Here is an 18,407-nt window from a genome sequence, read left to right on the forward strand (position 1 = left end):
CGATGGCCGCGACCACCCGCCACGGGTGAAAGGGGGGTGACCGTGGCGGGCGGGGGCAGCCGCCGTGGGACCGGCAGAGCCGGTCGGTCAGGAGATCCGTTCGATCGCGCCCCTCGAGGTCTTCACCCGCTCCACCGCCGCCGCGGCCTCATGGGCCGGCAGGGCCTGGTGGAGCAGAGGAGCCGCCGACGTGGGGGCGATCGCCCCCACGTCGGGGGACACCGTGACCGACACGGGGTCGCCACCCGTGTCGGTCAGACGGACGTGCACCGGCTGCTGGCCGCCGGCCAGCACCGAGCACGTGACCGTCATCGGATCCGCCACCTTCTGCGTGCGAACCACCACGCCCTCTCCCTCCACAGCCTCCACGTCGAAGGTAGGAAGGAGCGGCCACCGGGCGCACCCCCAAAGTGCGCCAACCTCAGCGGGAGCGCGAGACCGCCTCGCGGTTGGACGAGGCGCCGAGCGTCAGGCGCACCCGCTCCATGCGGCGCTGCACGGTCCGCCGGCTGTAGCCGAGGATGGCGGCGATCTCCGCGGCGGTGCGACCGTCGGCCATGAGGTCGACCAGCCTGCGGTCCTCCGGGTCGAGCGCCGGCAGGCCCTCCTCAGGAGCGCCGACCTGGCGACCGATCCGCCGAAGGCCGTCGAGCAGGGCCGCCAGCACCGGCTCGGCCCCGGAGGCCACGGTCAGATCCAGGTCGGCGCCCCGGGCGACGGCCAGCACCGCCTCGCTCAGCTGCTCGGCCCCGTCCACCTGGCCCACCAGCACGGGGGCGTCGCCGAGGTGCCACGGGACGGCCGGCAGCGACCCGACCGGCACCCGGCGGCTCTCCGACGAGATCCCGGCACTGGTCACCGACGCGCGGCCGTCGGGCGCGAGCACCACCCGCACCTCGGCGGCCGCCTCGGCCGTGGCCTCCAGCACCGCGGCGTGGAGGCGGGTGCGGGCGCCGGTGCGGACCATCGCACCCCGGATGTGGTCCTCCACCGTGGCCGGGCGGATCGCCAGCGACCGGGAGATGGCTTGGGTGGTCTGGCCTCGGGCCACGCGGCGCAGCACCTCGGCCCGCATCGGCGCGCCGCTGGTGAAGGCCGGGTCGGGCTTCAGCCCGGTGATGCGCAGGCCCGCCGCCACCCGCCGGCGCACCCACGGGAGGTCGAGCCGATGGCCCTCGGCCTCGAGCGCTCGCAGGTGCAGCTCGACGCGGTCGGGCGCCCCGGCGCGGTACGCGGCGATCGCCGCACCCCAACGGGCGCGCAGCGCCGAGCGGACCCCGCACGCCGACCACAGGCGCTGGGCCTCCTCGAACCGCTCGAGCGCGGCCCACGGATCGTCCGGCAGCGCCACCAGGGCATCGGCCTCGACCGAGACGCCCGCGAAGTTGGCGAAGCCCGACCTGGTGGCGGCCACCAACCGCTCGTCGTGAGCGAGCTCCAGGTCGGTCGCCGCCCACAGCCCGAGCAGGGCCGCGTTCACGGCCCCGGCGAACCCGGCTGCGTTCAGGTCCAGCGACGCGACGGCGACGTCGAACGACCGGCGCGCCTCGCCGCCGAGCCACGCGGCCTCGGCCAGCGCCCACGACGCCATCGACCGGGCCGAATCGTCGCTGGCCAGCACGAGCGACGACTCCGCCAGCTCGATCGCGTCGAGCTCGCGGCCGCCGTCGATCAGGGCCATGATCCGGGCCGTGCGGGCTGCCTCGCGGCTCTTGATGGTGAGCGGTCGGCGCACCAGGAGGCCGCTGTCGGCCAGCACCCCGGCGTGGTCGGCCAGGACGTGCACCCGCGCCAGCAGCGACACGGCCCGGAAGTAGCCGTTCCATGCCGCCGACGCGCCTTCGGTGGCACGGATCGCCTCGTCGGCGATCTCGGGGCAGCGCCTCGGATCGCCCGACAGGAGGTGCCCGAAGAAGACCGTGTCGTAGACGACGACCGCCTGGTGCAGGTCGTCCTCGGTCACCGCCATCCGCCCCGCGGCCTCCAGCTCCGACGCCCAGTCGCCCTCGCCGGCCATCAGGTGGGCGAGACCCAGCGAGGTGAGGGCCCCGATCAGCCCGGGGCCGGGGCCGGGGGCTCGGGCGATGCCGTCCTGCGCCGCCGCCACCGCACCGGGGATGTCCCAGTCGGTCCGGCACAGGATGCGGGACCGGATGCTCAGCATCTCGGCGGCGAGATCGCCGTCGTCGGAGCCGAGCGCATCGAGCGTGGCGGCCACCGCGGCGCGGCAGCGGTCGATGTCGGTGGTGGCCCAGCACGCCCGGGCCAGGACCGCCGCACCGGTCCCCGCCGCCGCCGCCGGGCAGGCGTCGAGCAGGGCGATCGCCTCGTCGTAGCGGCCGGCTCGCGACCAGGCGTCGGCCGCCTGGAGGACCAGCTCGGTCGACGGATCGTCGGTGCAGGCCACCTCGATGCCGAGCGCCTGCGCTCGCGACGAGATCGTCGGCGCCTCGTCGGCCGCCCGCGCCGCGGCGAGGGCCGCATCGGCTCGGCACCCAGCCGCGCTGAGGTGGACGGCGCGCACCGCGGGATCGGTGCTGCGCCCGGCGGCCAGCCGGTGCAGCTCCCCCGCCCGGTCCGACCCGATCGAGTCGATCGCCGCGGCACCGAAGCGCTCGTGGCGCGGCCGCCACCGGCCCTCGCCGACTGGCACGACCAGGCCGTGGCCCACCAGCTGGTGGAGGGCCGCCCCCTGTGCCTCCGCATCGGTGCCCGCGATCGCCAGCCCGGCCAAGAGGTCGAGGGCCTCGGGGTCGAGGGCCCCCACCGCCTCGGCGACGCCGTCCCAGCCGTCGCCCTGGCCGAGCGCCGCCAGCTCCAGTTCGAGCGGCAGGCCCCGACCGGTCTCCAGGCACTGCGCCACGTCGGCCACCGACGCCGTCGGTCGCAGCGCGAGCACCAGCTCGGCGGCGGCCGCCTCATCCAGCGGCCCGACCTCCACCACGGTCCCCAGCGAGGCCAGGTCGTCGATGAGCGATCCCGCCGGACCGGGGACCGACCGCACGGTGGCCAGCGTCGGTCGGCGGTAGACCAGCTCCCCCACCAGCGCCAGGGTGTCCACGTCGCACCACTGGAGGTCGTCGATCGTGGCGACCGCATCACCCGCGGAGGCAGCGACCAGGGCGTCCGCCAGCGGACCGGGCGCCAACGAGGCATCGGCATGGGGCCGGGCCACCCGGACCGGGAGGTACGGGACGGTCGACAGGACCGGGACGCCCGCCAGGACGAGGCCCGGCGCCCGGACCGCGGCGACGGCCCGCAGCAGCGACGTCTTGCCCACGCCCGGCGGCCCCTTGAGCACGACCGGGCCGCGCTCGAGCGCCGCGAGGATCGACCCCAGGAGGGCGGCCCGACCGATCAGCACGGTGCCGCCCTCAGCTCCGGCCGGCGCGACGGTGCCGGGGCAGCGCCTCGTCTGCCGCCTCGCTGAACGAGCCCACCAGGTCCATCGCGCCGCCCTCCCTCGCTGAACGAACGGAACGCTACGCCACGGTGAACGTTGGCGACGGCTGGGGCGCCTCGTCCTCTGGCCGTCGTAGGGTCGGCCCGTGGTCATGGAACCCGAGACCCAGCTGGGGATGGTGCGGGACGCCACCAGGGGTGGAGCGTCCGTCGCCTGGGTGGGCTGGATGTTCGGCATCCCGGCGCTCGGGCTCGGGCTCATCTCTCCCCGGCACTGGGGCCTCGTCGCCATCGGCGGCACGCTCGTGGTCGGGCTGACGGTGCACACCGGGTGGCGGATCCGCGAGCGTCACCGCCACCGCCACCACCCGCCTCGCGGCTGAGGTCGTCGGCACCCGCGACCGGCTCGCGGCCGGTCGTTCGTGTCGATCGGGTGCGCGGTGGGTAGTGGATCTGAAGCCGTGCGCCAGGAGGCTGCGCCTCCCCTCCCCCCGGGTCCCGGCCCCTGGCGCGCGGCGCCCGCTCCCATCGAGGTGCGGGCCGACGAGCCAACCCCGCCCGCAGGCGGGTCAGCGAGCGGCGCGCCCGGGCATCAGCGGCAGGTCGAGGTACGTCCGGATCCCCGGCTCGGCATCGACCACGGCCGGGATGCTGTTCACGCAGTGCATGGCCGTGGCGATGATGCCGGGGTTGCGGTCGAGGTCGTCGTCGAGCGACGCCGGGTGCATGCCGTGGAACGAGGCCGACACCGGCGGGACGGCATCGAACGCCACCTCGAAGCGCTCGCCCTCGGGGCCGAAGTCCCAGGCCGGATCGAGGTGATCGGTGCCCATCAGCCAGTTCACCCGCACGGTGATCACCGGCTCGCCCCCGACCGTGCCCTGCCAGGTGAGGCGCTGGGCCGCCACCGTCCCGGCATCGAGCACGCCCACGGGCGTGTCGATCGGGGCGGTGGCCACCGCGGTGTCGATGGTGGCGGGCTTGTCGGCGTCGAGCTCCCAGCCCAGCGCGGCCGCGACCATGTCGATCGACTGGCCGAAGCCGTCGCCCAGGATCGCGAGCATCGGGCTGGTGGCCGCCTCGGCGGGGGGCTTGCCGAACAGCATGATCTCGCGCACCACGAACTCCGAGGGGTAGGTGCGGATGTCGGAGAACTCCTCGGCGCGCACGTGGCGGATGTCGCGGCAGTAGCCCGACAGCAGCAGCGGGAGCTGCTCGGTGATCCCGCCGGGGTTGATGCCGGTGCCGTGGACCGACACCCCGGCCTGTCGGCAGGCCCCCTCGAGCTCGGCCACGTCGTGGGCGTGGAACGGGAAGAACCACCCGGTGGGGGTGACCAGGTTGCGCCCGGCCGCCACGATGCGCAGCACCTCGTCGGTGCTCGGCAGCATCGGGGCGTACAGCACGCAGTCGGCGTCGATGGCCAGCACCTCGTCGACGTCGGCGGTGGCGGTGACCCCGATCGGACCGATCCCGCACAGCTCACCCAGGTCTCGGCCGGCCTTGGCCGGGTCGTAGGTGTAGGCGCCGACGAGCTCCAGGTCGGGGTGGGCGAGCACGCCTTCGATGGCGTTGCGGCCCACGTTGCCCGTGGCCCACTGCACCACCCGGTAGATCCTGCGATCGGTCATGGGCCGCATGGTGGCACGGCCCGGCCGACGACGCTGGGGGTGGTGCGGGCGTGCCGGTCGCGGGGCGGTCGGTCAGCTGCAGGACACCCCGGCCGGCGGCGCGCCGGGGACGTACTCCTGGGTGGCGGCCTTCACGCTCCTCGACGGGGTGGAGCTCGACGTGGAGGCGGGCGACGTGGTGGTCGTGGTGGGGGCGGTGGTCGTGGTGGGCGCCGCTCCCACGGTCTTCGGCTTGGCGAGGACGCCGTGGAGGTCGGGCCCCGTGACCACCTCCACTGAGGTGGCGGTCGGATCCTCGACGAGCTTCGGGCCGGCATCGAGGAACGACGCCACCACCGCGGCCTGGGCGCCCAGGCGGGCCGGGTAGCGGACCTCGGTCTGGGTCACGGCCGGCGTGTCGGGGGCGACGGTGGTGGTGAAGCCGCGCTCGCCGAGGGTCTTGGCGATGGCCGCGCCCTGGTCGAGCTGGCCGGTGCCGTTCGACACCGACACCGCCACGCCGAGCGCTCCGGCGTACTGGCCGATGGCCGGCGTGCGGAACTGGGCGAGGAGGGGCGCCGCCTTCGCCGCGTCGACCTCCAGGACCGCGGCGCCGCCCTTGTAGACGCCCGTGGCCGGGATGGTGAACGTCTCGAGCTTCGCCGGGTCGAAGTTGCGGAACGCGGCGCCGAGGTCGATCAGGTCGCGGGGGGTGGTGCCCTGGTCCAAGGTGATGTTGCCGGTGGCGATGTTGAGGTACCGCGCCAGGCGGGCGGGGTTGCGGCCTCCCTGGTTGATGACCCGCCGCATCAGCCGCTGGATGAAGTCCTGCTGGCGCTTGATGCGACCGAGGTCGGAGGAGCCGTCGTAGACCCGCTTGCCGTCGATGATCCGGTAGAAGTGCCGGGCCCGGACGTACTGCAGGGCCCCGGTGCCGTTCAGGTTGGTGCAGCCCGGAGTGGTCACGTTGAGGCCCGAGCTGCCCTCGTTGGATCCGTCGCCCACCGGCGTGTCGAAGTAGATCGGCACCCCGTCGACCTCGTCGACGAGCTTCTTGAAGCCGGCGAAGTCGATCTGGAGGTAGTTGTTGATCTCGATCCCGAAGTTGTTCTGCAGCGTGTCGACCAGGGCGTTCTGGCCCCCGTACTCGAGGGCGGCGTTGATGCGGCCGTGGCCGCCGTTGGGGAGATCGACGTAGAGGTCTCGCGGGAACGACAAGATGCGCGCCTGGCCGGTGGAGGGCTCGAGGCGGACCACCATGATCGTGTCGGAGCGGATGCCGGTGACGCCGCCGCGGCCGGCCCGCTCGGGCGCGTTGGGGTCCATGGTGGTGGCGTCGTCGGCGCCGACCACCAGGAAGTTGCGCGGGGCGTCGTGGCTGAGGTCCCGGGCCGACTTGAACCCGTCGGAGGTCAGCTCGACGCGCGGCACCTGGTCCACGCGCACCTTGGCGTAGGTCAGCACCGCCGCGGTGGCCAGCGCCACCACCACGGCCAACGAGTTGAACGCGAGCAGCCCGCGCTGGGGCCACGTGCGGTGGGCGTGCCCGCGACGGAGCCTCACCGCTCGCTCCTGCGCCTGGCCATCTCGGACATCGGTACCACGGGCCGCCTCGGGTGGGTCGGGTGCCCCACCCGCTCGAGCCGTCCGGATCGCGACAGCGACCCGTAGACGTCTCGGGCATCGCCCGGGTGAGGTGGTGCGTCTCGCCGACGACGGTACCCGGCCCGCCTCCACGGCAACCGTCGCCCCCCGTGCCGGGCCGGTACGTTCGGCTCCATGCGCCCCCACCGCCCTGCTGCCACCACCCTCGTCGCCGTGGTCGCCCTCCTCGCGCTCGCCGGGTGCAGCAGCTCGGGGTCCGATGCTGCCGGCACCACCGCACCCACCACGGCGGCCCCGAAGACCACCACCACCGCCCCGCAGACGTACGCCGAGGCGGTGTCGCTCCGGCTGGCCGACGAGCTCGGCGACCCGGCCCAGGCCACGGCGGTCGTGGCCGGGCTGGCTCCCGACACGCTGAAGGCGCTGGAGACCAAGGTCCCGATGGCCGAGGTCGCCACCAGCGCCGTGCTCCGGTACCGGCCCGAGCGAGCGCCCGACGACTCCGTCGACAGCGTCGTGGTCTTCTCGTTCGGCAACCGGGTGGCCGCCGACGGCACCACCACCGCCGGGCCCACCAACGAGGCCCTCGCCGATGCCACGGCCGCGTTCGTCGCCGACCACCCGGTCCCCGTCTACGCCCAGTGGGAGGTGGCCCACATCCTGGCGGACCGCGGCGTCGCCGGCGTGACCTCGATCGAACCGAAGGTGGCGGCCGACGGCGCCACCACGTACCTGAGCACCGCGGGCGTCGCCGAGCAGGCGGTCGCCGACGCGTCCGCCGCAGGGAAGCCCCTCGGCACCGTCGGGGTCGTGTGCTTCGCCGATCACGCCGTGCGCTGCGCCTCCACCGCCACCCAGGCCGGCATGCACGCCGTCGTCCCCGAAGGCGTGCACCTGCCCACCGCGTACGACGCCCAGTCGGGACAGGCCTGGACCCGCGACCGCACCGCCTACATCACCACCGACCTCACGAGCCGCGCCCTCGAGGCCACCTGACCCCTGGTGGTTGACGATCCGGCACGGCGGGTAGGTGTCTTCCATGGACCCCGATCGAGGACCTGACGCCGCCGCGCGCGAGCTGCTGACCGATGCCTTCGGCCGGATCCACCAGCTGGTGGGCCGGGTCACCGAGGGGGCCGACCGCTCGGTGCTCTGCTTCCGGGCCGATGCCGACGCCAACACCGTGGCCTGGCTGATCTGGCACCTGACCCGCGTGCAGGACACCCACGTGGCCGAGCTGGCCCACGAGCCGGCGGTCTGGGAGGCGGGCGGCTGGGTCGAGCAGTTCGACCTGGCGCTGGGCCCCGACGACACCGGCTACGGGGCGTCGAGCGAGGAGGTCGGCGCCCTCGACGGCGTCGATGCCCTGCTGCTGCGCGGCTACCACGAGGCGGTGCACGACCTCACGTCGGCCTACCTCGCTTCGGTCGACCACGACGAGCTCTCGCGCGTGGTGGACGCGTCGTGGGACCCGCCGGTCACCGCGTCGGCCCGGCTCGTGTCCGTGACCAGCGACTGCCTCCAGCACCTCGGCCAGGCCTCGTACGTCCGCGGCCTCGCCGAGCGCGCCCACCGCCCCCGCTGATCGCCGCCCGGCCGCTCAGTCGAGCAGGACGATGGTCCGGCCCGTGGTGCCGCGGTTGGCCATGGCGGTGATGGCTTCGGGGATCTGGTCGAACCCGACCACGGCGCCCACCACGGCGCGCACCGAACCCTGCTCGAACAGCTCGACGATGCGGCGCTGGATCTCGGTGCCCTGGTCGCCCGAGAGGAAGTTCCAGCCCATCGCCGTCTTCACCAGCGCCCGCATGTCGTCGGTGGCGTAGGCCAGCAGCACGCCGCCCAGCTTGATGTTGGCCATCAGGATGCGCCGCGGGACGATGAACGGCTCGTCGGCCACCACCTTGTTGGAGGCGAAGCCCATCATGAGGTAGCGCCCGTTGTAGGCGGTGGCCTTGATCGACGCCTCCAGCACCGCCTCACCGACGTTGTCGAAGACCACCTCGACCCCGGCCCCTCCGGTCTCGGCCAGCACCACCTCGGCGAAGTCGTCCACCGTGTAGTCGATGGCCACGTCGGCGCCCAGCTCCCGGCACAGGGCCACCTTCTCGGCGCTGCCCGCGGTGGCGATGACCCGGGCCCCGAGGTGCTTGGCGATCTGGATGGCCGCGCTGCCCGATCCTCCCGCACCCGCGTGGATCAGGACGGTCTCGCCGGGCTGGAGCGCGGCCCGATCGACGAGGCCGAGCCACGCGAGGTGGAACGGGAAGTAGAGCGCGGCCGCGTCGGGCAGGGCGATGGTGTCGGGCACGTCGAACGTCGACACCGCCGGGCACACCGCGTACTCGGCGTAGCCGCCGTGGGCCTGCCGGGGCATGGCCACCACCCGGCGGCCCATCCAGTGCCAGGCGCCGTCGCCGCACGCGTCGACGATGCCCATGACCTCCATGCCCGGGCTGTAGGGCAGCTCGGGCTCGACCATCATGTTGCCGCCGGTGATGCGCTCGAGGTCGTTGAGGTTGAGCGGGATGGCCTGCACGCGGACCCGCACCTCACCTGGTCCGGGCACGGGCAGCTCGACCGTGTCGAGGCGGAGCGCCTCGAGCGGTGGGCCGTACTGGTGGGTGCGCCACGCCCGCATCGTGGGCGGCGCCTCCTGCGGATCACTGGTCATCAGCGCTCGCCTCCCTGGTGGCCGCGGCAGGCGAACGATAGCGGCGGTAGGTTCCGCCGGCAGGGGAACGCAGCCGACCCGTCGGCCGCTCCAGACAGGGGAACAGATGGGCAACGAACGGTTCGACCGCGACCGGTTGGCCGCCGAGGCGATCGAGCTCGCCGGCAGCGACGACTTCGGAGCACCGACCTGGCAGGAGGGGCTCGACGTGCTGCTCGACGGGCTCGCCAACGAAGCGCAGCTCTCCGACCTCGGGGTCGAGGTGGCGGCCATGGGGGTGACCGACTACCTGACGACCCGCCTCGGCATCACCGCGTACCGGGCCGCCCACCCCGAGGTGGCCGAGGGCCCGGTCGACCACCCGATCTTCATCGTCGGCCAGCCCCGCACCGGCACGACCATCCTCTACGACCTCCTCGCGCTCGACCCGGCGCTGCGCGCGCCGCTCACGTGGGAGGTCGACAAGCCATGCCCACCGCCGGAGACCGACACCCGCGACACCGACCCGCGCATCGACGAGGTCGATGCCATCTTGTCGATGGCCGACGCCCTCATGCCCGGGTTCACCACCTTCCACCCGATGGGCGCCCGCCTCGCCCAGGAGTGCGTGCGGATCACCGGCGGCGACTTCCGCAGCATGATCTTCCCCGTCCAGTACCGGGTGCCCACCTACAACCGCTGGCTGCTCCACGACGCCGACATGGCCCCGGCCTACCGCTGGCACCGGCAGTTCCTCCAGCACCTGCAGGCGCGCGACCCGGCCCCGCAGTGGCTGCTCAAGTCGCCGGCCCACCTCTGGCACCTCGATGCCCTGGCCGCCGAGTACCCCGACGCCGTGATCGTGCAGACCCACCGCGATCCGCTCAAGGTCATCACCTCGGTGAGCGCGCTGTCCGCCCACCTGCGGAAGATGGCGAGCGACGACGTCGACCTCACCGAGATCGCCGGGGAGTACGCCGAGGACATCTTCGATGGCCTCGATCGGGGCATGGACGCCCGCGCCCGCGGCGTGGTCCCGCCCGAGCGCATCGTCGACGTGCACTTCCAGGCCTTCATCGCCGACCCGATCGAGACCGTGCGCGAGATCTACGTCGCGCTCGGACGCGACCTCGACGACCTCACCGCCCAGCGCATGCGCGACTTCCTGGCCGCCAACCCCGGCGACGGCGGAGGCGGCGGCTCCCGGTACCGCTTCGCCGACACCGGCCTCGATGCCGGTGCCCTGCGAGCGCGCGCCGAGCGCTACCAGGACCACTTCGGCGTGGCCACCGAGGCCCTCGTCTGACCCCTCCAGATGTGACGAAGTGATCAACTCCGGCGCGGGCGGCGGAGTGCGGGCGTAGGTTCCGCGTCATGAGCACCACCGATGCACCGGACTTCTCTGGACTCCGGGCGTTGTTCCTCAACGCCACCCTCAAGCGATCGCCCGAGGTGTCCAACACCCAGGCCCTCGTCGATGCCAGCGCCGAGATCATGGAGGCGCACGGCGTCGCCACGACCAGCATCCGCGTCCTCGACCACGACATCGCCACCGGCGTGTGGCCCGACATGACCGAGCACGGCTGGGCGACCGACGAGTGGCCCGCCATCCAGGAGCAGGTGTGGGCCGCCGACATCTTGGTGCTCGCCGGGCCGATCTGGCTGGGCGACAACAGCTCGATCATGAAGCAGGTCATCGAGCGGCTGTACGGGAGCTCCCACCTGCTCAACGACGACGGGCAGTACCGCTACTACGGCCGCACCGCCGGCTGCCTGATCACCGGCAACGAGGACGGGATCAAGCACTGCGCCCAGAACGTCCTCTACTCCTTGCAGCACATCGGCTACGTCATCCCCCCGCAGGCCGACGCCGGGTGGATCGGCGAGGCGGGACCGGGCCCGTCGTACCTCGACCCTGGATCGGGCGGCCCCGAGAACGACTTCACCAACCGCAACACCACGTTCATGACGTGGAACCTGCTGCACGTGGCCAAGCTGCTCAAGGACGCCGGCGGCATCACCGCCTACGGCAACCAGCGGACGGCGTGGGACGCCGGCGAGCGCTTCGGCTGGGACAACCCCGAGTACCGCCGCTGACCCCCTCCCCCCGCCGCCCCCACCCTCTTCTGGTCGATCTTCCCCGCAAGAGGGGGAACATCGACCAGAGAACATGGGCGTACCGATCTTGTGGTCGATCTTCCCCGTGGGAGGGGGAACATCGACCAGAGGTTGCGGGTGGTCAGGGGATGAGGACGACGCGGCCGAAGGCGCCGCGGTCCTCGAGGTGGGCGTGGGCCGACGCGGCGTCGGCCAGCGGGTAGGTGCTGTCGATCACCACCTGCAGCTCGCCGGCGGCGACCAGGCCGATGAGGCGCTCGATGTTGTCGTAGGCGCGGCGGCCCATGATGAGCTCGGCGCCGAGGAACACCCCGTGGATCGACTGGTTGCCGCCCATGAGCGGGGCGGGGTCGATGCGGTGCGGCTCGCGCCCGGCGTTGCCCACGTACGAGATCCGGCCGCGGTAGGCGAGCGAGCGGATGCTGCCCTGCAGGGTGGTGCCCACCGAGTCGACCACCAGGTCGACGCCGCGCCCGTCGGTCAGCTGGCGGGCGACATCGGCGAAGTCGTCGGTGCGGTAGTCGATGCCGTGGTCGAGGCCCAGGGCGGCCAGGCGATCGAGCTTGTCGGCGCTCGACGCCGTGGCCAGCACGGTGGCGCCCGCCCGCTTGGCCAGCTGGATCGCCGCGATGCCGACGCCGCCGCCACCGGCCTGGATCAGCACCGTCTCGCCGGCCTGGAGGCGGCCGAACTCGAAGAGGCAGTCGTCGGCGGTGCCGAAGGCGATGGGGATGCAGGCGGCGACGGTCAGGTCGAGGCCCTCGGGCACCGGCCACGTGAACGACGAGGGGACCGACACCAGCTCGGCGTGCGAGCCGAACATCATCGAGCAGACCACCTGCTGGCCCACGGTGCGATCGGTGACGTCGTCGCCGACGGCCACGATGGTCCCGGAGCACTGGTAGCCGACGATGTGGGGCACCGAGGGCAGGTCGCCGCCGAGGCGGTTGAGCGTGTCACCGCCCTCGATGCTGATGGCGGCCACCTCCACCAGCACGAAGCCGGCGTGCAGCTCCGGGTCGGGCACGTCCTCGTAGCGCAGCACGGACGGCGCTCCGGTCTCGTAGTACACGGCAGCCTTCATCGGTCCCCCTGGATCGTCAGCCCCGCCACGCTACGACCGCACCGGGACCGAGTGCCGAGACGTGCCCGATGACCGCCCGCGGCTCAGCCGACGACGACCCTGGCCGCAGTGATGACGGCCACGGCCCAGCCGAGGTGGTGCGCGATGCCGAGCCGCAATTGCGTCGATCACGCCCGCCGACACCACCCGCTCGCCGTGCGGCCCGGACCGCGCCCAGCCCTAGGCTCGGCGGGGTGACGAGCGCGGCGAGCTGGGCATCGTGCGGCGCCATGGCCCTCACCGGCGACGCCGATGGGGCGCCGCTCGTGCCGGCGGCCAACGCCGCCGACCAGATCGGCTGGGCGCTGCGCCCGTTCGGCCTCGACGCCGGGGTGCTGGCCGAGCGCGCCGCGATCCGCGGGCTCACCCGATCCGGGCTGCACTCGTGCGGGGGCGGGACCCGGCTCCTGCCCGCCGCCGATGGCTGGGTGGCGCTCACCCTCTCCCGACCCGACGACGTCGCCGCCCTGCCCGCGGTGTTCGAGGTGGAGCCCGAGCGGTTCTCCCGCGGACCCGCCGACGTGGGCGAGGCCGCCCCCTGGGATGAGGTGGCGCAGCTGATCGCCGAGCGGCCCGCGGAGGAGGTGGCCGCCCGCACCCGCCTGCTCGGGGTGCCCGCCGGCATCGTGGGGGCGGGGTCGGGCGCCTTCACCACCGAGCAGCGCGGCCCGGGTCGGGCCCGGGGCAGCGAGCCGCCGCCGCCCCCGCGCATCGTCGACCTGACCTCGCTGTGGGCGGGGCCCCTCGCCGCGTCGTGCCTCCAGCTGCTGGGGGCCGAGGTGATCAAGGTCGAGGACGAGCGTCGACCCGACGGGGCCCGCCGCGGCCACCCGGGCTTCTACGACCTGCTCAACGCGGGCAAGCGCAGCGTCGCCCTCGACCTGGCGGCGGCGGGCGATCAGGCCCGCCTGCTCGCCCTGGTGATGGCGGCCGACATCGTGATCACCTCGGGCCGGGCGACCGCCCTGCACCGGCTCGGGCTCGACCCCGACGCCTACCTGGCGGGGGGCACGGACCGCACCTGGGTGGCCATCACGGCCCACGGCTGGGCCGACGACCGGGTCGGCTTCGGCGACGACGTGGCCGCCACCGCGGGCCTGGTGGCCTGGCACCCCGACGGGCGGCCGCGGTTCGCGGGCGATGCCATCGCCGACCCGATCGGCGGCGCGCGTGCCGCGGCCGCGGCCAGAGCGGCGTGGCACCGCGGCGGACGCTGGTTCATCGACGCGTCGCTCGGCGGCGCGGCCGCCGACACGCTCGACGCGGTCCAGGCGACCGCCCGCGCCGCGGCCGGGCCGCCGTGGACGATCGACGGCGAGCCCGTGGCCCGACCGGAGGGCCGGATCGCCGCCGGGCCTGCCGCCGAGCTGGGCGCCGACACCGACGCGGTGCTGGCCGAGCGGTGAGCGCCCTGCTGCTGCGCCGGGCCTCGCCGGGACCGGGGACCGAGTCCGACCTCCTGATCGTCGACGGCCGCATCAGCGCCGGACCGATCCCGACCGGCGCCCACGCGATCGACCTGGGCGGTCGGCCGGTGCTCCCGGGCCTGGCCGACCACCACGTGCACCTGCTCGGTCTGGCCGCATCGTGGGCCTCGGTCGACCTCTCCCCCATCGCCCTGGACGAGGCCGGTGGGCTGGCCGGGGCGCTGCGCGCCGCCCGCGCCCGCCGCCCCGAGGGGTGGCTCCGCGGGGTGGGCTACGACGTGGCCGGGTCCGGCGAGCTCGACCACCGCGCCCTCGACGCGCTCGACGCCGGGCCCGTCCGCATCCAGGACCGCACGGGCATCCGCTGGATCCTCGACCAGCGCGGCCTGGATCAGGTCCTCCCCCGAGACCCTGGCGAGTGGCCCGACGGCGTGGAGCGCGATGGTGCCGGCCGGCCCACCGGCGTCCTCGTCCGCCTCGATGGGTGGCTGCGGGAGCGGCTCGACGACGCCCCTCCCGACCTGGCCGGTGTCGGCGCGTGGCTGGCCGGGCGCGGCATCACCGCGGTCACCGATGCCGGCGCCCAGAACGGTCCCGCCGAGCTGGCCCTGCTGGCCGCCGCCCGGCTTCCCCAGCGCGTCGTCGGCATGGCGCGCGACGTCGAGGTGGCGGGCCCGCCCGGCATCGAGCTCGGGCCGGTGAAGGTCCTGCTCGACGACGACCGCCTCCCGCCGCTCGATGACCTCGCCGCCCGCATCGACCAGGCGCACCGATCGGGGCGCGCCGTCGCCGTGCACTGCGTGACCGACGTGCAGGTGGTGCTAGCGCTCGCCGCCGGCCTCGACCACCGCGACCGGATCGAGCACGGCACCTACCTGCCCGAGGGCCTGTTGCCCGCGCTCGTCGAGGCGGCGCCCACCGTCGTCGTCCAGCCCGGCCTGGTCGCCACCCGGGGCGACCGCTACCTCGACGACCACGGGACCGACGAGCGACCGGCCCTGCACCGCCTCCGCTCCCTCCAGGCCGTCGGGCTGCGCGTGGCCGCCGGCTCCGATGCGCCCTACGGGCCCGCCGACCCGTGGACCACCCTGGCCGCGGCCGTCGACCGCCGCACGCCGTCGGGCCGCGTGCTCGGGCCCGACGAGGGCCTCGACCCCCGCACCGCCCTGGCCCTGCTGACCGGCGACCCGCTCGACCCGTCGACGCCGCGCGCCGTGCGCCCGGGCGCGCCCGCCGACCTGGTGATCCTCGATGACGGCTGGGACCGCCTCGCCCACCACCCCGACCTCTGCGCCACGCTCCGAGCCGGCGTCCCGATCGCCGGCACCCTCCCCGCCTGACCCGCCACCCCTCACTCCCCCCCCCGAACTTTCTGTGCGAACTGCCGGGAAGCGCCAGGTGATCACAGAACGTTCGTGGGTGGGGGGTGGTGTGCGGGGGACCTGAGGTGACGGGGAGGGCTCAGGCTGGGGGCGCGGGGACCTCGGCGACCTCGTCGATCAGGCCTGTGCGCAGGGCGGTGGGGGCGTCGATGGGGGTGCCGGTGAGGGCCAGGTGCGCCGTGGCGTGGCGGCCGATGCGAGCCGGCAGGCTCACGGTCCCGCCGGCGCCGGGGACCAAGCCGAGGGCCAGCTCGGGCAGGCGGAACGTGGTGCCGGGGTCGGCGATCACCGTGCCGGCGAACGCCGGCAGTTCGATGCCGGAGCCGGCGCAGGCGCCCTGCATCCGGACGGTGAGCCGATCGGCGAGGCGAGCCAGCACCGCGCCGATGCTGCGCTCGACGCGCAGGAGGTGGGCGCTGGCCGGGTCGGCGAACGTGCCGAACTCGTCGAGGTCGCCGCCGGAGCAGAACGAGGGCCCCTGCCCGGTGAGGGTCACGTGCAGTGCCTCATCGGCCTCGGCCACCGCGAGCGCCTCGAGCAGCTCGTCGCGGAGCTGGGCGCTGAGGGCGTTGCGCACCTCGGGCCGGGTCAGCTCGATGTGCAGCTCGTCGCCGGTGCGCTCGATCCGCACGGCGGGCCCGCCCGGCACCCGGTCGGTGCGGCGGGGGGTCTCGGCGCGCCAGCGGGCGAACTCGGGACCGGCCTGGAGGGCGGAGTACAGGGTGGACTCGGAGACCAGGCCGTCGGCGATCGAGGGCCAGCGCGAGCGCAGGTGCAACGCGAGCGCGACCGACGCGATGGGCGCCCGGTCGACCGTCTCGTCGATGGCGGCCAGGTCGTCGGGGTCGTCCACGATCGCGTCGACCAGGCCCAGCGCGCCCGCGGCGGCACCGTCCCAGCCGTGCCGGGCGAGCACGAGCCACGGCAGGGTGGCGAGCCGGGCGCCGGCCCGGGCCAGCTCGTCGCGCCGGCCGGTGGGCACGCCGTCGACGATCATCACCGAGCCCACATCGGGCCGGCCGGCCAACGGGCCCGCGAGCAGGTCGACCAGCTCGTCGCCGGTGAGCGTGGTGCGGGCCGGAGCGTCGGTCACCTCGCGAGCTTGCCCGGCCCGTCCGGCCGGCACCAACGGCGCCTACGGAGCGGGGGACGGCGCGGCGGCCGGCCGCCCGCCCGTGGGATCGGGCATCGCGCCCATCGCCGCTGAGCAGTACGAGGCGCTGGCGAAGGCTCCCACCATCGCGAGCAGCGACCGCCGCACGAACGCCCGCGCCCCCGTCTCGGGCGGGTCGGGGCGCTCCAGCTCGCGCACGAGCCGGGCCCACTCGAGTTCGAAGTAGCGCTCGTCGGCCACGGCCGACCCCCTTGCCCCACGTCTGCCGAGGGTCCCCTGACCCTCGGCTCGTCATCCTACGGTCGCCCGCCCCGCCGTGCCGGCGGAGGCAGACCGTCAGACCGCGGCCTTCTCCAGGATGTGGATGCCGCAGGCCGAGCCGAGCCCGATCACGTGGGTCATGCCCACCTTGGCGTCGGCGATCTGGCGCTGACCGGCCTCGCCGCGCAGCTGCACCGCCACCTCGTAGACGTTGGCGATGCCGGTGGCGGCGATGGGGTGGCCCTTCGACTCCAGGCCGCCCGACACGTTGACCGGCGTGGCGCCGTCGCGGGTGGTGGCGCCCGACTCGAAGAAGTCGACCGCCCCGCCCTCCTCGCACAGCATGAGGTTGTCGTAGTGGACCAGCTCGGCCGTGGCGAAGCAGTCGTGCAGCTCCACCAGATCGAGGTCGTCGGGCCCGACGCCGGCCTGCTCGTAGGCCTGCTTCGCCGCGTTCCGGGTGAGCGTGTTCACGTCGAACAGGGCCTCGCAGCCCGGCTCCCACGGATCGCTCGTGAGCACCGACGCCGAGACCTTGATGGCCCGGCGCTGCTGCTCGAGCGAGAGCGTCTTGAGCTTGCTGTCGCTCACCAGCACCACCGCGGCGGCGCCGTCGGTGTTGGCCGAGCACATGGGCCGGGTGTTGGGGTAGGCGATCATGAAGTCGTTCATGATCTCCTCGAGCGTGAACGCCTTCTGGTACGCCGCCTTGGGGTTGAGCGTGGAGTGGGCGTGGTTCTTCTGCGAGATGCGGGCGAACAGCTCGAACGACGTGCCGCCGTACTTGTGGCCGTACTCCATGCCGATCTGGGCGAACACGCCCGGCATGATGTCGGTCCCGATCCGGCCGTCGAGCGGAGCGACGGCGCCCAGGCGGCCCTTCGGCTCCCAGGTCTCCGACGTCTTCTGGGCCGAGTTGCCGGTGAGCAGACCGGCGCCCGCCAGCTTCTCGACGCCGAACGCCATGGCCATGTCGGTCTCACCGGCGCGGATGGCCATGGCGGCCACGCGCAGGGCGGTGGCGCCCGTGGCGCAGGCGTTGGCCACGTTGTAGACGGGGATGCCGGTCTGGCCGATCTGCTTCTGGACCTGTTGGCCCACGCCTTCGCCGGCCTTCATGAGGTTGCCGGCGGCCAGCACGCCGATGTCGGCCATGGTCACGCCGCCGTCGGCGAGCGCGCCGAGCGCCGCCTCCGAGGCGAGGTCGACAACGTCCTTGTCGAGGTGCTTGCCGAACTTGGTCATCTGGATCCCGAGGATCCACAGGTCTTCACTCATGGCTCGCGGCCTTTCCGTTCGCAGAGGGGTCGGCCGGCTCGAAGCCGAAGCCGATGGCTTCGGTGCCGGCCTCGTCGGTGCCGATCACGTAGGTGGTCAGCCGGACCGGCATCCCGAGCGTGACGTGCTCGGGGTCGGGGTCGACGTTGACGATGTTGCCGCGCACCCGGGTGGCACCGCAGTCGACGACGCCGGCGACGAACGGCACGGTGATGCCCGGTGCCGCGAAGGCCACGATGGTGAAGGCGCGCAGGGTGCCGTCGGTGGGGATCGGCGCCTTCTCGAACTCGAGGCCCGAGCACGAGGCGCACGCGTTGCGGCGCCCGAAGAACTCGGCGCCGCAGCTGGTGCAGCGGTTGGCCACCAGGTGCGGGTCGTCGCCGAGCACCAGGTAGTCGACGAGGGGGATCTGGTCGGTCATGGGTTCCTTCCTG

At 74.0% G+C, this 18,407-nt stretch carries 17 protein-coding genes; 7 read left to right on the forward strand and 10 right to left on the reverse strand.

The genetic code is table 11. The annotated features are described in order from the left end of the window. Window positions 1–87: 87 nt before the first annotated feature. Window positions 88–345, reverse strand: coding sequence for a hypothetical protein (locus tag ACPPVX_RS08260; protein ID WP_426574412.1), 258 nt, complete (start codon window positions 343–345; stop codon window positions 88–90). Window positions 346–421: 76 nt separating this feature from the next. After that, window positions 422–3,364 carry a LuxR C-terminal-related transcriptional regulator gene (locus tag ACPPVX_RS08265; protein ID WP_426574413.1) on the reverse strand — a complete coding sequence of 981 codons (2,943 nt, stop codon included), beginning with the start codon at window positions 3,362–3,364 and terminating at the stop codon, window positions 422–424. A 184-nt stretch (window positions 3,365–3,548) separates the two neighbouring features. On the opposite strand from ACPPVX_RS08265, the gene ACPPVX_RS08270 reads away from it, so the two are divergent. Next, complete coding sequence (locus ACPPVX_RS08270) at window positions 3,549–3,785, forward strand: hypothetical protein (protein WP_426574414.1); 237 nt, start codon at window positions 3,549–3,551, stop codon at window positions 3,783–3,785. Between the two features lie 186 nt (window positions 3,786–3,971). On the opposite strand, the gene ACPPVX_RS08275 is transcribed toward ACPPVX_RS08270, so the two are convergent. Both ACPPVX_RS08275 and ACPPVX_RS08280 read right to left on the reverse strand, forming a co-directional pair. Further along, window positions 3,972–5,033, reverse strand: coding sequence for a dihydrodipicolinate reductase (locus tag ACPPVX_RS08275; protein WP_426574415.1), 1,062 nt, complete (start codon window positions 5,031–5,033; stop codon window positions 3,972–3,974). Window positions 5,034–5,105: 72 nt separating this feature from the next. Further along, window positions 5,106–6,575, reverse strand: a complete 1,470-nt coding sequence (locus ACPPVX_RS08280) for an LCP family protein (protein ID WP_426574416.1) — start codon at window positions 6,573–6,575, stop codon at window positions 5,106–5,108. Between the two features lie 216 nt (window positions 6,576–6,791). Between ACPPVX_RS08280 and ACPPVX_RS08285 the strand changes: the two genes are divergently transcribed. Both ACPPVX_RS08285 and ACPPVX_RS08290 read left to right on the forward strand, forming a co-directional pair. Further along, a complete protein-coding gene (locus ACPPVX_RS08285) occupies window positions 6,792–7,613 on the forward strand; it encodes a hypothetical protein (RefSeq protein WP_426574417.1) in 822 nt (273 codons plus the stop codon). A gap of 43 nt (window positions 7,614–7,656) precedes the next feature. After that, a complete protein-coding gene (locus ACPPVX_RS08290; RefSeq protein ID WP_426574418.1) occupies window positions 7,657–8,202 on the forward strand; it encodes a mycothiol transferase in 546 nt (181 codons plus the stop codon). 15 nt (window positions 8,203–8,217) lie between these two features. On the opposite strand, the gene ACPPVX_RS08295 is transcribed toward ACPPVX_RS08290, so the two are convergent. Next, complete coding sequence (locus tag ACPPVX_RS08295; RefSeq protein WP_426574419.1) at window positions 8,218–9,291, reverse strand: quinone oxidoreductase family protein; 1,074 nt, start codon at window positions 9,289–9,291, stop codon at window positions 8,218–8,220. A 106-nt stretch (window positions 9,292–9,397) separates the two neighbouring features. On the opposite strand from ACPPVX_RS08295, the gene ACPPVX_RS08300 reads away from it, so the two are divergent. Both ACPPVX_RS08300 and ACPPVX_RS08305 read left to right on the forward strand, forming a co-directional pair. After that, window positions 9,398–10,576 carry a sulfotransferase family protein gene (locus ACPPVX_RS08300; RefSeq protein ID WP_426574420.1) on the forward strand — a complete coding sequence of 393 codons (1,179 nt, stop codon included), beginning with the start codon at window positions 9,398–9,400 and terminating at the stop codon, window positions 10,574–10,576. A 68-nt stretch (window positions 10,577–10,644) separates the two neighbouring features. Then, window positions 10,645–11,367: a flavodoxin family protein gene (locus tag ACPPVX_RS08305; protein ID WP_426574421.1), complete on the forward strand. Its 723-nt coding sequence runs from the start codon at window positions 10,645–10,647 to the stop codon at window positions 11,365–11,367. A gap of 142 nt (window positions 11,368–11,509) precedes the next feature. Here ACPPVX_RS08305 and ACPPVX_RS08310 read toward each other — a convergent pair whose 3' ends face one another. Next, on the reverse strand, window positions 11,510–12,472 hold the full coding sequence (locus ACPPVX_RS08310; RefSeq protein WP_426574422.1) for a quinone oxidoreductase family protein: 963 nt from the start codon (window positions 12,470–12,472) through the stop codon (window positions 11,510–11,512). 233 nt (window positions 12,473–12,705) lie between these two features. On the opposite strand from ACPPVX_RS08310, the gene ACPPVX_RS08315 reads away from it, so the two are divergent. After that, the gene (locus tag ACPPVX_RS08315; protein WP_426574423.1) at window positions 12,706–13,917 is read left to right on the forward strand and encodes a CoA transferase; all 1,212 of its coding nucleotides are present in this window, start codon (window positions 12,706–12,708) and stop codon (window positions 13,915–13,917) included. Beyond that, window positions 13,914–15,278 carry an amidohydrolase family protein gene (locus tag ACPPVX_RS08320; protein WP_426574424.1) on the forward strand — a complete coding sequence of 455 codons (1,365 nt, stop codon included), beginning with the start codon at window positions 13,914–13,916 and terminating at the stop codon, window positions 15,276–15,278. Before ACPPVX_RS08315 ends, ACPPVX_RS08320 begins: the two co-directional genes overlap by 4 nt. 121 nt (window positions 15,279–15,399) lie before the next feature. On the opposite strand, the gene ACPPVX_RS08325 is transcribed toward ACPPVX_RS08320, so the two are convergent. From ACPPVX_RS08325 to ACPPVX_RS08340, 4 genes are all read right to left on the reverse strand, one after another. Beyond that, a complete protein-coding gene (locus ACPPVX_RS08325; RefSeq protein ID WP_426574425.1) occupies window positions 15,400–16,413 on the reverse strand; it encodes an enoyl-CoA hydratase/isomerase family protein in 1,014 nt (337 codons plus the stop codon). A 42-nt stretch (window positions 16,414–16,455) separates the two neighbouring features. After that, window positions 16,456–16,674, reverse strand: coding sequence for a hypothetical protein (locus ACPPVX_RS08330; protein WP_426574426.1), 219 nt, complete (start codon window positions 16,672–16,674; stop codon window positions 16,456–16,458). Window positions 16,675–16,770: 96 nt separating this feature from the next. Beyond that, window positions 16,771–17,973: a thiolase family protein gene (locus tag ACPPVX_RS08335; RefSeq protein WP_426574427.1), complete on the reverse strand. Its 1,203-nt coding sequence runs from the start codon at window positions 17,971–17,973 to the stop codon at window positions 16,771–16,773. Further along, window positions 17,966–18,394: a Zn-ribbon domain-containing OB-fold protein gene (locus ACPPVX_RS08340; protein ID WP_426574428.1), complete on the reverse strand. Its 429-nt coding sequence runs from the start codon at window positions 18,392–18,394 to the stop codon at window positions 17,966–17,968. The genes ACPPVX_RS08335 and ACPPVX_RS08340 overlap by 8 nt, the downstream gene beginning before the upstream one ends. Between the last annotated feature and the right edge of the window lie 13 nt (window positions 18,395–18,407).

The organism is Aquihabitans sp. McL0605 (genome assembly GCF_049993875.1).
In the GTDB taxonomy this organism is placed as follows: Bacteria; Actinomycetota; Acidimicrobiia; order Acidimicrobiales; family Iamiaceae; genus Aquihabitans.

What these genes read in the sequence shown, in the direction of transcription:
- ACPPVX_RS08275 (WP_426574415.1), bottom strand. Translation starts at nt 5,033, where the DNA reads ATGACCGATCGCAGGATCTACCGGGTGGTGCAGTGGGCCACGGGCAAC.
- ACPPVX_RS08285 (WP_426574417.1), top strand. Translation starts at nt 6,792, where the DNA reads ATGCGCCCCCACCGCCCTGCTGCCACCACCCTCGTCGCCGTGGTCGCC.
- ACPPVX_RS08290 (WP_426574418.1), top strand. Translation starts at nt 7,657, where the DNA reads ATGGACCCCGATCGAGGACCTGACGCCGCCGCGCGCGAGCTGCTGACC.
- ACPPVX_RS08295 (WP_426574419.1), bottom strand. Translation starts at nt 9,291, where the DNA reads ATGACCAGTGATCCGCAGGAGGCGCCGCCCACGATGCGGGCGTGGCGC.
- ACPPVX_RS08300 (WP_426574420.1), top strand. Translation starts at nt 9,398, where the DNA reads ATGGGCAACGAACGGTTCGACCGCGACCGGTTGGCCGCCGAGGCGATC.
- ACPPVX_RS08305 (WP_426574421.1), top strand. Translation starts at nt 10,645, where the DNA reads ATGAGCACCACCGATGCACCGGACTTCTCTGGACTCCGGGCGTTGTTC.
- ACPPVX_RS08310 (WP_426574422.1), bottom strand. Translation starts at nt 12,472, where the DNA reads ATGAAGGCTGCCGTGTACTACGAGACCGGAGCGCCGTCCGTGCTGCGC.
- ACPPVX_RS08335 (WP_426574427.1), bottom strand. Translation starts at nt 17,973, where the DNA reads ATGAGTGAAGACCTGTGGATCCTCGGGATCCAGATGACCAAGTTCGGC.
- ACPPVX_RS08340 (WP_426574428.1), bottom strand. Translation starts at nt 18,394, where the DNA reads ATGACCGACCAGATCCCCCTCGTCGACTACCTGGTGCTCGGCGACGAC.